General features: G+C 41.7%; 15 protein-coding genes. 5 read left to right on the top strand and 10 right to left on the bottom strand.

The window, feature by feature from the left end:
• Positions 1 to 55: 55 nt before the first annotated feature.
• Positions 56 to 523, bottom strand: coding sequence for a hypothetical protein (locus tag HUZ36_RS10535; RefSeq protein ID WP_147391049.1), 468 nt, complete (start codon positions 521 to 523; stop codon positions 56 to 58).
• A 138-nt stretch (positions 524 to 661) separates the two neighbouring features.
• Positions 662 to 1,363: a substrate-binding periplasmic protein gene (locus tag HUZ36_RS10530; RefSeq protein WP_252095683.1), complete on the bottom strand. Its 702-nt coding sequence runs from the start codon at positions 1,361 to 1,363 to the stop codon at positions 662 to 664.
• Positions 1,364 to 1,477: 114 nt separating this feature from the next.
• On the opposite strand from HUZ36_RS10530, the gene HUZ36_RS10525 reads away from it, so the two are divergent.
• Complete coding sequence (locus HUZ36_RS10525; RefSeq protein ID WP_147391047.1) at positions 1,478 to 2,356, top strand: TPR end-of-group domain-containing protein; 879 nt, start codon at positions 1,478 to 1,480, stop codon at positions 2,354 to 2,356.
• Here HUZ36_RS10525 and HUZ36_RS10520 read toward each other — a convergent pair.
• The 5 genes from HUZ36_RS10520 to HUZ36_RS10500 all read right to left on the bottom strand — a co-directional run bounded on the left by HUZ36_RS10520 (position 2,334) and on the right by HUZ36_RS10500 (position 7,377).
• Positions 2,334 to 3,230: a hypothetical protein gene (locus HUZ36_RS10520; RefSeq protein ID WP_176032803.1), complete on the bottom strand. Its 897-nt coding sequence runs from the start codon at positions 3,228 to 3,230 to the stop codon at positions 2,334 to 2,336. The genes HUZ36_RS10525 and HUZ36_RS10520 overlap by 23 nt on opposite strands.
• Positions 3,231 to 3,235: 5 nt before the next feature.
• Positions 3,236 to 3,976 (bottom strand): ferredoxin--NADP reductase, encoded by a 741-nt coding sequence (locus HUZ36_RS10515; RefSeq protein WP_176032802.1) that lies wholly within the window; start codon positions 3,974 to 3,976, stop codon positions 3,236 to 3,238.
• A gap of 69 nt (positions 3,977 to 4,045) precedes the next feature.
• Complete coding sequence (locus tag HUZ36_RS10510) at positions 4,046 to 5,017, bottom strand: hypothetical protein (RefSeq protein WP_217704653.1); 972 nt, start codon at positions 5,015 to 5,017, stop codon at positions 4,046 to 4,048.
• A 432-nt stretch (positions 5,018 to 5,449) separates the two neighbouring features.
• The gene (gene deoD / locus HUZ36_RS10505) at positions 5,450 to 6,151 is read right to left on the bottom strand and encodes a purine-nucleoside phosphorylase (protein WP_125251827.1); all 702 of its coding nucleotides are present in this window, start codon (positions 6,149 to 6,151) and stop codon (positions 5,450 to 5,452) included.
• A 14-nt stretch (positions 6,152 to 6,165) separates the two neighbouring features.
• Positions 6,166 to 7,377 (bottom strand): phosphopentomutase, encoded by a 1,212-nt coding sequence (locus HUZ36_RS10500; protein WP_176032800.1) that lies wholly within the window; start codon positions 7,375 to 7,377, stop codon positions 6,166 to 6,168.
• Positions 7,378 to 7,684: 307 nt separating this feature from the next.
• On the opposite strand from HUZ36_RS10500, the gene udk reads away from it, so the two are divergent.
• Both udk and HUZ36_RS10490 read left to right on the top strand, forming a co-directional pair.
• A complete protein-coding gene (gene udk, locus HUZ36_RS10495) occupies positions 7,685 to 8,314 on the top strand; it encodes a uridine kinase (protein ID WP_125251829.1) in 630 nt (209 codons plus the stop codon).
• A gap of 12 nt (positions 8,315 to 8,326) precedes the next feature.
• Positions 8,327 to 9,550, top strand: coding sequence for a NupC/NupG family nucleoside CNT transporter (locus tag HUZ36_RS10490; protein ID WP_125251830.1), 1,224 nt, complete (start codon positions 8,327 to 8,329; stop codon positions 9,548 to 9,550).
• 376 nt (positions 9,551 to 9,926) lie between these two features.
• On the opposite strand, the gene HUZ36_RS10485 is transcribed toward HUZ36_RS10490, so the two are convergent.
• Positions 9,927 to 10,811, bottom strand: coding sequence for a DMT family transporter (locus tag HUZ36_RS10485; protein WP_147391399.1), 885 nt, complete (start codon positions 10,809 to 10,811; stop codon positions 9,927 to 9,929).
• Positions 10,812 to 11,170: 359 nt separating this feature from the next.
• On the opposite strand from HUZ36_RS10485, the gene HUZ36_RS10480 reads away from it, so the two are divergent.
• Positions 11,171 to 12,169 (top strand): WD40 repeat domain-containing protein, encoded by a 999-nt coding sequence (locus HUZ36_RS10480; RefSeq protein WP_176032799.1) that lies wholly within the window; start codon positions 11,171 to 11,173, stop codon positions 12,167 to 12,169.
• A gap of 41 nt (positions 12,170 to 12,210) precedes the next feature.
• On the top strand, positions 12,211 to 12,969 hold the full coding sequence (locus HUZ36_RS10475) for a DUF3667 domain-containing protein (protein ID WP_176032798.1): 759 nt from the start codon (positions 12,211 to 12,213) through the stop codon (positions 12,967 to 12,969).
• Between the two features lie 60 nt (positions 12,970 to 13,029).
• Here the strand turns inward: HUZ36_RS10475 and HUZ36_RS10470 are convergent, their stop codons facing one another.
• Both HUZ36_RS10470 and HUZ36_RS10465 read right to left on the bottom strand, forming a co-directional pair.
• Complete coding sequence (locus HUZ36_RS10470; protein ID WP_099640869.1) at positions 13,030 to 13,281, bottom strand: DUF2999 family protein; 252 nt, start codon at positions 13,279 to 13,281, stop codon at positions 13,030 to 13,032.
• An 8-nt stretch (positions 13,282 to 13,289) separates the two neighbouring features.
• On the bottom strand, positions 13,290 to 14,489 hold the full coding sequence (locus HUZ36_RS10465) for an RsmB/NOP family class I SAM-dependent RNA methyltransferase (RefSeq protein ID WP_176032797.1): 1,200 nt from the start codon (positions 14,487 to 14,489) through the stop codon (positions 13,290 to 13,292).
• Positions 14,490 to 14,584: the final 95 nt, after the last annotated feature.

Raw genomic sequence — 14,584 nt, 5'->3', positions numbered from 1 at the left:
GCACTGAATACGCGCACCAACGGTGCGCGTTTCTCTTTTTTCGTGTTACTCCCTGTCACTCAAATAAACGAAGTTTCTTCCTGAACAAATATATCGCACAGCTTGATGACAATAGTGTTAGCGTTACGACTGCAATAACAGAACTAAAAGTGTCATCAAGGTAAACCCCTTCACCAATATTTCCAAACCTATACACAGTAGCGGCAGCTAATAAACAAGATAGAAAGTGTATACCTATTATTGTGTAAAACATTTGATGAGCGATACGTACTTTGTCATTTATTAAATTCAGCGCAGCAAATACAATAGGCCAGATAATGGTCATAACGAACATCGGTATTTCCATTCTAAATACTTGTAAAATCGAAGCTTGTGGTTGCATACATTGAAGCCTCGTACAAATGATCAGGTTCGAGTCATCAATCAGAAAATAATAAAAAGACCGGCCAAGCATTATCAATCCAACTAAGACAACCAAGGCTTTGGCATTTTCAGGCTTTGAGATGGTTTTAACAATATTCATAACTATTCAGCACCCCCAACTTGACTCGTTTAAGCTGCACCTCATTTCATCATCTATTAAACGGAGGCAAGGTTTTTAAACTTCAATAAAAAATACAGCACATAACTCATACGTTGGCTGCAAATAACAAGGTAATGACTATGGGCCAACAAATTTATTATTATGCTCAGCCAATGCCCTTCGAACTTTTTTAATTATCAGCGGGTCGGTTTGTTTATTAAAAGCCATACAGCCGCGTTGTTGATTCGCTTTTGTTACTTCTACTAACAGTTCAACATCTTCGTATTCCATGTCAGCGGCAGCAAGCGCCTCCCCCATCAAGTACTCCGTTGACATAACAAGATCGATACGTCCTCTAAAGAATGGCTTGTAAAAACTAGTAGGCTCCGCAGAAACTATCAAATGTTTACCAGCTACAAAGCCATTTTTAAGCAAAAATTCATGATAAATACTGCCTTTGACCACTGCCGAAGTGTAGTTTTTCGCGTCTTCAAGTTGAGTAACCTTAATATCTTTTCTAGATTTCAGTTTAAAAAAATACATCGGCACGGGACGGATCAAGGGACACGCCCATTCGTAGTCTTCCTCACGCTGCGTCGTGCGGTAGATGGTATAAATCAAGGTGTTCGGCCTACTCTTTGCCGTCTCCATTGCGCGGATCCACGGAAAGCTTTTTATTTCATAGTTAACCCCTGCCATCGACAGCACTTCACGTACTTTGTCGGTCGCTCTACCAACAATGACTCCCTCATCATTGGTATAGTTGTAGGGACGCCACTCCTCAGTCACCACAAGCAAAGTGTTGGCATAACTTACACCACTTAATAGTAATATCAGCAATAAAGGCCACATTACAAAAAAAGGACAACGCCAAGCGGCTTTCTCAGTTAAGCTTTTGCAATTCCTATTTAACTCATGCAACATATTGCAAAATATAATTTTTAGATTATTAATATGAAAAGCATAGTACTATTTATTTTTCTTGCCGCTTTTAGTTTGACTTCTTCAGCTTCGGAGCAGTCCTCACAGAACAAGCCATCAGAAAACCAACAACAACAGGCTTTAAGCCAATTACAAGAACCCATGTACCGTCCATTAATCGAGCGTTACATCCTTGATGAGCTAAAAGCGGTAAGAGAAGATCAAATGCGTCTTAGAGCTGACATTGAAAAAAAAATCAGCCATTCACAATTAGATACCGCTGATCGTGCTATCACTTATACCACCGACACCATTAATAACGTGCTCTTTCTTATAACCGCAGCTGCTTCAATTTTAGTGGTCGTTGGATGGTCATCATTTAGAGACATAAAAAGTAAAGTTGAAGATATTGTTAGTCAGCGTGTAGGTACTATTACCGATGAATACGAAAAGCGCCTACAAGTATTAGAAGAAAAGCTACGTGAGCGCTCTGAGGAGATCCTCAATAATCAAAAGAAAATTTCAATCACCAACGAAGTACACTCACTTTGGATGCGAGCAAACCTAGAAAGTGATATGAATTCTAAGATTGAAATTTACGATGAGATCCTCAACCGTAAGCCCGAAGATGTTGAGGCTATTGCTTACAAAGCCGATGCGCTATTGGAGCTTGGGCAAACTAACACCGCTATCGACCTATGTAATCAGGCATTAGAAATCGACAGCGATTACGGCTATGCCTACTGGCAACGGGCTTGTGCATACGCCATGCTCTATCAACATGCAGATGCAATGGCTGATATTCGTATGGCGCTTGAGTATGCACCGAACTTAAAGAATGAGTTACAACATGAACCAGCTTTTGCTAGCCTTGCAGACAACCAAAGCTTTAACGAGCTGGTGAATAGTTAAGGTGTTTTAGCAGCTCGGTTTGTAATTGAGTCACTGTCTCGAGCTGCTTTTTTGACTTGATCAAAGGATTACCTATTTGATGGACCGAAGCACTTTGCAGATTAAAGTGCTTTTTTAGTTCATCCATCAAGCTACTTTCATAGAAAAGTGCAGCTAATGAGCCATCTTTAAGCGCTTGGGTTAAGCCGTATTCCAAGCAACGGTGAAGGTTGTTATCTTCCTTATTGACGTAGAAGTACACTGTAGACGGGTAGAGCAATAGATTCTTTCCATTGTAGCTAAGTCGTTGATCTCCAAAAGACCTTATTTCGGGTATTACTTCAATTATTCCCCTCGGAAAGACCCTGCCGGTACTATTTGTAAGCACTCGATAGCAGGTGAGGCCGTCCATACACGTTTCGACTGTAAAACCTGACTTTTCGAAAATCTCAACATCAGGCCAGTCTTTACCTAATAAGACCTTGAACTTTTGCAACTCCGATAAGGACAAATGTGTATTTAGCTTGGCCTTATCAGCGACATTTTTGACCAATACCCTAATACCAAAACTGCCAAATGCAATTGGGATAGCTACAGGCTGTGCTTGCCCATCCCTTGCAGCTGTAGAGACAGTCCAAAATACATCAATGTTGTGCTTAATTAACTCTTTAAACTGTCGAGACTGGTTGATTGGTAAGTCGATGCGCTCCAACCAGTATTCGCCATATCTATGCTGTGATTTATCTAGGGCCAAGCGTAAAACCGACAGAAAGTATTGATTCTGGGGCGTTCCATTCTCTTTCGCTGCATCTACGACTTTGATGACTTTTGGGACGGCAATAACGCTACAAGATACCAGTGTCAGATATACCAAAAAGATAAACCTAGTCTGCATTGCTATTACCAGTATTGCTCGACAGTGATCTGACCGGGCTTTGCCCGCCTATGACGTTCAAAACCCATCTTCTGTAACTGAGCACTGAGTTGTTTTACCATATCGGGATTACCGCACAGCATAAAATGGCTTTTGTCTGGGAAGTGTAAATAACCAAAATGCGCTAATAATTGCTTGTTTTCCACAAGCTCCGTAACTCGTCCCTGATAACCCACTTCAGGTTGCTCTCGCGTTACTAAAGGGATATAAGTAAACTCACCTCTTTGCGCTTGCAGTTGCTCTAGCTTTGCTCGGTAGCACAAGTCAGCATTGAGTCTAACGCCATGAATGAGGTGCACTTGTTTTACCCGTTGCCATATTTCACCGTCATCCAACATAGACAAAAATGGTCCAATGGCTGTACCTGTGCAGATCATCCATAGTGTATCGCATGGCGGTAATTCATCTAGGGTAAAAAATCCATTGGCCTTATGAGAGACCTCAATGAAGTCCCCAGCTTTGAGCTGATGTAACGCAGGGGACAGGTTGCCTTCAGGTACACTTACAACCAGAACTTCATGAGTTGATTCTGATGGAGAGTTCACAAAAGAGTAGGCTCTGGACGTTCGAACGCCGTGTTCAACTAAACTTAGCTTAGTGTACTGACCGGCCTTAAAAGGCGCGATATCTGCTCTAAATCGAATACTAAAAAGCGTTTGTGTCCAATGAACAATGTCGATCACCTCTCCTTTTACCCACTGTGACATGATTTCTCCAAAAGTAGCTATTCACCAATAAAAAGCAATAACATAACCATGGCAAAAAACAGGCGTTTGTCAAAGGTTTAAACACCACGGCTTGCCCAGTTCAATTGGTAATGGCTCCTTAACCACAATCTGTGCATCGACTTTAGGTATTGAGAGAGAAAACTTATCAATATGGGCATTGACCATCGCTGCGTAATCCTCTTTTGCAGCACCCAACGCATAAGCTTTCATAATATCTGGCGTATTCAAATTTGGTTTATTGCTACCTTGCTTTAACAGGCGCTCTAACTCAGTAAGCCAAGATAGGTAGTGCTGCTTGGCGCTCATCAACTCATCATCTAGCTCAACTTCTGCCAAAACTTTGTGATAGCTAGCAAAGTCTTCATTTAAGAGATGTATTCCGAGGCTGTTTACACTTACTTGCCTCATTGCTTTATAATTTTCATCATCTCGATATTGTTTTGCTGCTTCTTGAAAATAGCGTAGCGCCTCTTCAGACTCACCTAGTGCAAACGTAATATTCCCAAGTGCAGTTGCAAGTCCTGCCCGCATGTAATCTGGAAGGAATCTTTTTTCTATGTTTTTAAGCAAGCTATAACCAAGAGAAGGCTGATTGATTCGCGTATAGGCAATGGCAATATTCACTTTAAGTGCCGCTTTATACTGCGAGCTAGTCGCCTCATTCATTGCGCACCGATAGTGCCAAATGGCCTGTTGATTTTGTTCGCGATAGCGATAAGCGACGCCAATATTGGCGAGTAGTTTGACTTTATTTTCCTCGATGAGTGCATTAAAATCTTTATTTTTTAACGCTTCCAGTGCCGTTAACAACACTGAATTATTAAATGTAATTGCCCCCGCACGAATGGCAAGGCTATGAAGCCGATAGTAGTCACGTAGAGTGAGATCGTCTCGCGAGAGTGCAATTTGGTATGCTTGTATTGCTTCACCTGGTTTATTTTTAACTAGCGAGTTAAGGCTAACCCAATCCAGCCCAACCCCACTATTTGTCATCAAAGTAAAAAGAACTATAGCGAGCATCGTCACTACTCCTAACTCAAACCAGTTTATATCAATTATCTTTATTAAGTGGTCTATTATAAGGCGCGAAAATCTTGTCGATACCTCCGCTACCGCGTCCTACTATCGCTAAGTTACCTACATATATGTAGGCAAGGCAAAAGTTTTGCTATTTAGTTGTTCTAAATAAGAAATTTTTAACGCTGTTAGCGTCAGGTTTACTCCTTCAAATTGAGCAAGTATTAAGTCAAATTGGTATTAATTTGTATGAAACAAAGTGGCTTACTTAAAACTCTACCACCTTTATCTTGTGCGGGCTAATTTTCAATACATCAAAGAATGATGATCAAAAAAAAAGCCGCTAGGAGCGGCTTTTTTGGGTGTGATTCGCTTTGTTTTAGGCGTGTCTCCAAAACTCTGCGATTACGTTACCAAGGAACTTTTTAAATTGTATTAAATTGACTCTAGCGCAATTTTTACCATTTCATTGAACGTACTTTGACGTTCTTCAGGTGGTGTTGCTTCACCAGTAATAACATGATCACTTACAGTGAATAATGCCATTGCTTTTGCACCATACTCAGCCGCAACACCATATAGGCCCGCCGTTTCCATATCAACGGCCATTACACCTAGCTTGTCTAATTCTTTATAAAATTCGCTATCCGCTTGATAGAAAGTATCTGTCGTGAATACATTACCAATTTTTGCATCAATACCTAAACGACGCGCGGCATTTACACCATTTTCCAAAAGACCAAAATCAGAGATAGCAGCAAAATCATAGCCACGTACGCGAGCACGGTTCACGTTTGAATCTGTACTTGCGCCTTGGGCAAAAATAACATCGCGGATCTTAATGTCTTGGCTAATTCCACCACATGTACCGATACGGATAAGGTTCTTAACGCCGAAGCTAACTATAAGCTCACGTGCGTAAATTGACATAGACGGAATGCCCATGCCTGAGCCCATGATGCTGACTGGCTTACCATTATAAGTACCTGTAAAACCAAACATGTTGCGAACGTCAGTTACCTGACGAGCATCTTCCAAGAAGTTTTCTGCAATGTATTTTGCTCTTAATGGATCACCCGGCATTAATACCGTTTCTGCAAAATCACCTGGCTTTGCGCTAATGTGTGGAGTGCTCATATTGTTTCCTTTAGTTAGGCTTTTATTTCGGCCTTAAAGCCTTCACCGTACTGTGTTGCGTCTAAATCAAACCACTGGGCAAGCGTTTGACCTATGTCAGCAAAACTTTGTCTCTCTCCTAACGGAGTATTGTTCATACCCGGTGTATATGCCAATACAGGCACGTATTCACGCGTATGATCTGTGCCTTCAGCAGTTGGGTCACAACCGTGATCGGCAGTAATTAAAAGCAAATCATCTACTTTTAATTTGGCAATAATCTCTGGTAAAAAAGCATCAAACTGAGCTAATGCTTCAGCGTAACCTACTGCATTCCTGCGATGACCAAACTTTTCGTCGAAGTCGACCAAGTTGGTGAAAATAAGGCTGTGCTCCGGTGCAGAGTCCATCACTTCGCTTGTTTTTGCTAGTAGATTCAACAAACCAGGGGCTTTATGCTTTTGCGTTATCCCTTGATGTGCGTAGATATCTGCAATTTTACCAATGCTAATTACTTCGCCGCCGTCGTTGGCTAGCTTATCCAACACTGTTGGCGAAGGTGGTAACACGGAGTAATCTCTACGGTTACCGGTACGAATAAAGTCGGCACTTGAAGTGCCTATAAATGGCCGCGCAATCACTCGTCCTATATTCATTTCATCAAGCAGTGCCCGTGCGATTTCACATACTTGATAAAGCTTGTCAAGGCCAAAAGATTGCTCATGAGCGGCTATTTGAAAGACGCTATCAACTGAGGTGTAGCAAATTGGCTTACCAGTTTGCATATGTTCTTCACCCAGCTGCTCTAAAATAGTGGTGCCCGACGCGTAGCAGTTCCCTAAAATACCTGGGATTTCCGCACGCTTGCACAACTCATCTATAAACTCTTGCGGGAAACATGGGTTAGTATTTGGAAAGTAACCCCAATCAAACAATACAGGTACCCCTGCCATTTCCCAGTGGCCAGACGGTGTGTCTTTACCACTTGATAATTCTTTTGCATATCCCCAAGCTGCACTTGGCTCGATATTTTGTGCAACGATGCAGGTTTCTTTACCCGCAGCTTCACATGCTGCGATTAGACCTAGTTTAGAAAGATTAGGTAAATCGAGTGCTTCACCTTTTTCTTCACTATATGCCTGCAATAAATGTGCGAGAGTATTAGCACCTAGGTCACCAAACTGTTCTGCGTCTGGTGCTGCGCCAATGCCTAGGCTATCCGCCATTAATATGATTGCTCTTGCCATAGATACCTCTCTATACTGCTTAGGCTGTTATTTATTCTTAAATACATGGTTACCGTAAGCGTTGGTTACTTTATGTTTGGTTAAAAAAATCGTACAGGACATAAGTCCGCTGTCATAAAATAGTCACAAAATTCACGAAAAGTTGCGATCTTGCAAATTTCAATCAATTGCCTTCAGCGGACATAAGTCCTGTTTTGAGTCCGCCAAACCCGTTAAATTTGCTCATTAAGCGAGGCAAAAGAGATTAATCGTGTCTTTTTTGCTATTGTGATCTTCCAACATAAACAACTGCTGGGTGTGAACTTTAGTGACACGAACTATTATAGCCATAGCTGGCGCATCTGCGTCTGGTAAGTCTCTTTTTAGTCAAACGATTTACAACGAATTAGTGAATGAGCTTGCCTCAGGCGCTATCGCGGTAATCGAAGAGGACGCCTATTATAAAGATCAATCGCATTTACCTATAGAGCATCGTACTCAAACGAATTATGACCATCCTGATGCGTTTGAACACGAGCTGTTACGCGAGCATTTAACAAAGCTTCGCCAAGGTGAATCTGTAGAGGTTCCTACCTACGATTACGGACAGCATACACGTAGCGATAAAACCCGAATAGTTAATCCTGCAAAGATACTAATCGTTGAGGGTATTTTATTGTTAAGTGATCCTGCATTAAGTGAAGAGTTTGATATAAAGGTGTTCATTGATACACCTTTGGATATTTGTTTGCTGCGTCGCATGCAAAGGGATATAGAGCACAGAGGAAGAAGTTTGTCATCTGTGGTAGAACAATATCAGGCAACGGTAAGACCGATGTTTTATCAGTTTATCGAGCCATCCAAGCATAATGCCGACTTGGTTGTGACCCGTGGTGGTATGAATCGCGTTGCGATTGATATTATAAAAAGTAAAATAAAATATTTGCTACAAGAATAACGGGAAATTGGCATGACAACAATTATGAGCCTAGTGGGTATGATGATGCTCCTGGGTGTAGCATTTGCGTGTTCGACTAACCGCAGTGCTATTAATAAGCGCACCGTAGGCGTCGCATTTTTACTGCAAGTCTTAATAGGCGGCTTTGTACTCTTTATTGAAGCAGGCAAAAACGTTTTAGCTTCAATGTCTAGCGCGGTTGCAAAGGTAATCAGCTATGCTAATGATGGCATTGGCTTTTTATTTGGCCCTTTGGCTCAACAAGACTCGCTAGGATTTATTTTTGCAATTCAAGTATTGCCGGTAATCGTGTTCTTCTCAGCACTTGTGGCTGTGTTGTATCACCTTGGCATAATGAATTGGATTATTAAGATTTTAGGTGGCGGCTTACAAAAGCTGTTGCAAACGTCACGACCTGAGTCGCTTTCCGCTACAGCAAACATCTTTGTTGGTCAAACGGAAGCGCCTCTAATCGTAAAACCGTTTATCCCAAAAATGACGCAGTCAGAATTGTTTGCAGTCATGGTGGGCGGTTTAGCAACAGTCGCCGGCTCGGTAATGGCTGGTTATGTTGCGATTGGTGTTGAACTTAAATACCTAATAGCAGCAAGCTTTATGGCGGCACCGGGTGGTTTCTTAATGGCAAAAATGATTGTGCCAGAAACCGAAAAGCCACATGAAAATTTATCAGATGTTGATAGTGGCGAAGATAAACCTGTTAATGTAATTGATGCAGCAGCATCTGGTGCATCAAGTGGTATGCACTTAGCACTAAACGTAGGTGCAATGCTACTTGCATTTGTAGCGCTAATTGCCTTACTCAATGGTTTATTAGGTAGTATTGGGGGAATCTTTGATTACCCAACACTGACGCTACAAGAAATTTTAGGCTACGTCTTTGCCCCTGTCGCTTGGCTACTTGGGGTACCTTGGTCGGAAGCTGTAACGGCAGGTAGTTTTATCGGCCAAAAATTGGTAGTAAACGAGTTTGTTGCCTACCTAGATTATATGAATTATCGCGATACGTTGAGCACACACACTCAAGCGATTGTCACATTTGCTTTATGTGGATTTGCTAACTTATCGTCGATTGCCATCTTACTAGGCGGACTCGGGGGTATGGCTCCCAGTCGTAGAAAGGATATCGCTCGCCTAGGGCTCAGAGCAGTGTTAGCAGGGTCTATGGCTAACCTCATGAGTGCAGCAATTGCAGGTTTCTTCCTCTCGCTAGCTTAGAAACTTATTGAGATAAGCCGCAGTTGCAAAACAATTGGTTGGTTGCTTTAAGGGGTTAAAGTGACCATACTAACTTGAACGATACTTCACCAAAGGGCCTTTTAGGCCCTTTTATCGTTTCCAGCTATCGCTCACTCTTCCCCCTGTAAACTTTGCTATTTAATACCACATTAAATTATACCTTTCCCTAGCCAGACAGTTTTGGGAATAACACCGCTCCCGCGTCCTGTTATCGACAAGATTTTCTCGCCTCAAAATAGACCACTTAATTAAGAAAATTGGTATAAGCTAAAAAACGCTTAACGCGGCTAAAGCCTTAAATTGAATATGTATAAAAACATCGTAGTATTGCTAACATCACTGTATCTTGGAGCAACTATGATGCTTTTAACCTCTTTAACGTAAACAGCTTTTCATGCAGCCCTGTTACTAAACTCACACCAACTAGCACTAATACGCTGCCTAAAATCGTGTTTATACCTATTTTTTCATCAAGAAATAGATGTCCCCATAAAATGCCAAAAACCGGGATCAGAAAGGTCACTGATAGCGCCGAAGCCGCGCCTAACTCTTCTACAAGCTTGAAATACAAAATATACGCAATCCCTGTGCAAATAATACCAAGCCCAACGACCGCACTTATCACGGTTGAGTTGGGAGTTTCTCTTATCGGCATAAAGAATATGAAAGGTAAAACAAATATGGCAGCTCCCCACAAATTGCCATGAGCATGATTAAATGAAGTCATCTGTGGTGCACGTTTTGTGTAGTGCGATGCGCCCGCATAGCTTAGTGTCGCACACAATGCCGCTAAAATAGGCAACCATGCACCTTCTTTGATTACTGCGCTATCAAACCCCACTAACGTAACAACACCGGCAAGGCCAAACCCACACCCCATCCATACCGACTTATGCGTTGGCACTTTTAACCATAATGCTCCAATTACCACTCCCCAAAATGGCGCAGTTGAATTTAAGATAGATACCATTGACGCATCAAGCGTTTGCACAGCATATGCAAACAACATAAAAGGGATTGCTGAATTGAACATGCCTAAGATTAGAAAATGTTTTTTATAGCGCCAAAAATGCAAATTGCGCTTCAGCAGTAATGCCACCACACTCAGTGTAACCGCACCTAATATCACCCTAAATTCAATCAGTACAGCGGGTCCTAGCTCGCTCGCGGCTAGCTTCATAAATAAAAAAGAGCCCCCCCAAATTGCAGCTAATAGTACTAATCCCAATAATCCTTTCACGATAAACTCCAGAAAAATACTAATGAGCAGCTACCATAAGCCGATACGGTAATCGAGCACAAGCCATTTTTGGCACTCAAATTAGCAAGTGCGCGTTACACAACTTTTATAGCCAGCTTGCTAAGTGAAGTGGCCATTTATTTACGTAATCTGAGAGTGGGATAAAATAAGTTAACTCATTTTTTTACAATCACGTTAAATGATTGTCTTATTCTAGATAAGCGAATTTTGTAGAGCACGCTGCTCTTGCACCCAGACACCTGCACGCATTGCTAGCTAAAGAGACTTTAATTGCCTTAAGCTCAGGTTATGGTTAAGACTACCCTTGATAAAAAAGAGAAAAGCGGAAAGAGCACAGAATGAGACGTTATTTTTGTATATGTATGATTGCTTTGCTTATTCTAACTGGATGCAGCAAAAAGCAGGCTATAGAACCGATAACACAGGTACAGTTAACTCAATTACCTGTTAATCTTGCGACGCTCTCTCATGATGCAGCATTAACCTTACTACTTATTGACGATCATTTACTACAAGTGTGGGATAACCAAAGCCAACAGCTCATGAAACAGATTGAAGGCAGTAAATACCAACTTACTTTTCGTGACGCTTTGATAGCGCCGAGCAAGCGAAGTGTTGTTAGTATTTCAGACACGCAACTCAACATCTGGCAATTACACACGAACGAGGTAGTAAGCTATTCATTACCTGAATTTGACTCATTTATTCGTATTACGAAGGCACAGTGGTCCAGCGATGAGCAGCTTATTGCCCTTGGCTACAATGACGGCAGCGTACTGCTGTTGAGTTTAGATAAACAAACCATCACGAAAATACACCTTCATGAAAGCAGCGTCACACATTTGATTTTTAATCGGAGTTTAACCTCTCTCTACTCTGCCTCTTTAGATGGTCATGCTAAAAGGCTTGAATTACAGAGTAAAGAAATCACGATAGACTATGCGCTTCCTCACCGAATTACCAGTTTAGCTTTATCACAAAATGAAAATAGACTGTTTGTTTCAGACGCCCTCCAAGCACAGGAGCTCATTGATACTCGTTCTGGCGAGCCTGTTTTATCACTCTCCTACCCTCAACGCTTCAAGTTTTTTCGCGGTGCCCAATTTCTAGCTAGCGATGAGTTTTTGTTAACAACCTCATCCAAAGCCTATATCTCGTTATGGGAACTTGTATCTGGAACAGAGATCATAAGCTGGCCAATCGCACAACGAAGCGGTGGCAGTACCGTTTATGACTTCCACCTCTCTGATAGTAACGTGCTTACAACGATTAGTTCGGATGGTATGCTTGAAAAGTGGGCTGTGATACCCATTTTGTTTGATCCTAAGAGACAATAAAAGGTAGCATTCGATATAAGTAAAAAATAATAAAAAATCGTATGGATCACCTAAACTTCGAAAACCAATCGCACTGTTTAAACTGCCACACACCGTTAGCTGGCGAATACTGCTCAGGTTGTGGACAAAAAAGAGCCTCAAGGCTCACTTTCAAACACTTAGGTGTACTACTTCAAAGTGCATTATTCGACTTAGAGTCACCATTTTTTAGATTGCTTTTTGGGCTGCTATTGCAACCCTTTAGCACCATTATTGGATACTTGAATGGACAGAGGAGTCGCTTTGGTAATCCCTTCAAGTTTAGTTTTATTCTACTCACCGTGATCGTGCTTGCCTCACATCTACTTGAAACCAGCTTCATATCCAGCAGTCAACTTTTGGAACAGAAAGAGCAGCTCAAATGGCAATCTGAAATCGCACTATATGAAGCAACGCACATTTATCGCGTCTTTATACTGGCATTCTTACTCGGATTAGCCTCTAAGCTAGTGTATCGCTCTGCGCCCTACACAATGCTGGAGTACACCATAGGACACCTACTCATCCTAACCCTAAGCGTACTGATATTCTCTATTCCACTCATGCTAGAGATCTTCAGCGAGCAGCTTTACGCTATTCTTTCGCTCTTATTTTCTGCTTTGTACAGCATAATACTTAACTATAAAATGGCGGAAAATGAGCTGGCAAAGTGGAAAAATTGGGGTCAGGCAATACTTGCCTACGCGATAGGCTCGACACTATTTTCTGCAATGCTCACATTTTTATTTGGGGTATACAGTGGTTTTACTCACAAGATTTGAGCGGCATGTGAATTAACTTAGCTAGGGCTAGACAAGGCTGAGCTTGTCTAGCCATTAACACTACTGTTTTAGCTGGGCTTTTGCAGCCTCAACCTTTTCAAAATCCAAACCTAATTCATCTACCGCTTCTTTGATCAATGCAGGATTTTGCATTACTAAACCCATTAATTGTTGAAGCTTTTCAGGTGGAATACCTAATTGCTGAATTGTTGCCATTGCCATCATTGGGTTTTCCGTCAGCTGGGTAAACACCGCTTCAATTTGCTCGTCTGAAATATTGTGCTCTTTAAGTAATGCAATAATTGGATTCATCTTGTTTCCTAACTGTTTTTTACTAATCGTGCGGCATAAAAACCATCAAATTCCGAATTTATTCCCGGAAGTAAGCAAAGTGAGTCTTCTAGTTGCCAGTTGGGGTTGTTCTCCAAAAAGCGTTCAACCTGTTGCTCATTTTCAGCGGGTAGAATAGAGCAAGTTGCATAGACTAATTTACCGCCCACTTTGCACATTTGACTGTAGCGCGCCAGAATATCTGTTTGTAAATCAATAAGTGTGTCTAAATTTTGCGAATTCAAGTGCCACTTTGCATCTGGGTTTCGCTTTAGTACACCTAAACCTGAGCAAGGTACGTCCAACAAAACACGATCAAACTTTTCTTTTTGTCGTTTGATGGTTTTGTTATTTTGAATAACGCGGGTCTCAGCAACATAAACCCCTGCGCGTTTCGCCCGTTGCTTTAGCGTTTCAAGTTTATGCTCATGAATATCCAAAGACAGTAATCGACCTTTGTTTTCCATCAATGCAGCTAAGTGCAAGCTCTTTCCACCAGCTCCAGCACATGCGTCCACCACTTTATGTCCAGGTTTCACATCTAAAAATGGTGCGATCTGCTGAGAGCCTGCATCTTGCATTTCAAACCATCCGGACTGAAATGCTTGAGAGCGAAACAAATGGCTATTTGACTCCACTTTTAAGGCAATATGCGCATCAAGTTCAACGTTTGAAACCTTGATCCCCTCTTTTGCTAAAGATGCTGTAACCGTTGCAATATCACTTTTGAGAGTATTGACTCGCAAATATTGCTGAGCACTTTGATTTAGCGCGTTGGCAATCACCTGCCATTTTTTACCGAGCTGTATATGCGCCACTTCATTGAGCCAATCCGGCAATGACAGACGGATAGCTTCGGGGGCCTGCTCTATCAAGCTTTGTAAACGCTCGACATGATAACGCTCGGTATCTACCCACTCCGGCAACGCCTGCTTGGTTACAACTTGACAAGTCAACCAATAGCCAAACCCATCTAATGGTAAATTCTCATGCTCAAGCAAGTAAGTCAGTAATCGTTTAAAGCGGAAAATATGGTAATAGTTACTCACTACATACTGCCTTTCATCAAGGCTCCACTGCGGGTTATTTTGCAGTAGTTGAGTTAATGCTTTATCGGCATGGAGGGAGGTGTCAAGTACATGTTCAATGCACTCAGATAAAGTTTGAACTAATGCGCGAGTTACAGACACAATATGGTCTCGGTTATTGCTAAAATACTATTTTAGCGTGCCTACAGAAGGGCTTCAATTGGAGTTTGTGATCTTTGCAGAGAATCTTGAAGTTG

It is taken from the genome of Pseudoalteromonas sp. McH1-7, assembly GCF_013366255.1.
GTDB lineage: Bacteria > Pseudomonadota > Gammaproteobacteria > Enterobacterales > Alteromonadaceae > Pseudoalteromonas > Pseudoalteromonas peptidolytica.
Note: the sequence above shows the minus strand (reverse complement) of the source record. Positions and strands in the feature narration are given on the sequence as shown.

Bases quoted from the DNA above. Each gene is read 5' to 3' on its own strand.
- HUZ36_RS10535 (WP_147391049.1), bottom strand. From the start codon at position 523: ATGAATATTGTTAAAACCATCTCAAAGCCTGAAAATGCCAAAGCCTTG.
- HUZ36_RS10475 (WP_176032798.1), top strand. From the start codon at position 12,211: ATGGATCACCTAAACTTCGAAAACCAATCGCACTGTTTAAACTGCCAC.
- HUZ36_RS10470 (WP_099640869.1), bottom strand. From the start codon at position 13,281: ATGAATCCAATTATTGCATTACTTAAAGAGCACAATATTTCAGACGAG.
- HUZ36_RS10525 (WP_147391047.1), top strand. From the start codon at position 1,478: ATGAAAAGCATAGTACTATTTATTTTTCTTGCCGCTTTTAGTTTGACT.
- HUZ36_RS10500 (WP_176032800.1), bottom strand. From the start codon at position 7,377: ATGGCAAGAGCAATCATATTAATGGCGGATAGCCTAGGCATTGGCGCA.
- deoD (WP_125251827.1), bottom strand. From the start codon at position 6,151: ATGAGCACTCCACACATTAGCGCAAAGCCAGGTGATTTTGCAGAAACG.
- HUZ36_RS10515 (WP_176032802.1), bottom strand. From the start codon at position 3,976: ATGTCACAGTGGGTAAAAGGAGAGGTGATCGACATTGTTCATTGGACA.
- HUZ36_RS10490 (WP_125251830.1), top strand. From the start codon at position 8,327: ATGACAACAATTATGAGCCTAGTGGGTATGATGATGCTCCTGGGTGTA.
- HUZ36_RS10480 (WP_176032799.1), top strand. From the start codon at position 11,171: ATGAGACGTTATTTTTGTATATGTATGATTGCTTTGCTTATTCTAACT.
- HUZ36_RS10510 (WP_217704653.1), bottom strand. From the start codon at position 5,017: ATGCTCGCTATAGTTCTTTTTACTTTGATGACAAATAGTGGGGTTGGG.
- HUZ36_RS10520 (WP_176032803.1), bottom strand. From the start codon at position 3,230: ATGCAGACTAGGTTTATCTTTTTGGTATATCTGACACTGGTATCTTGT.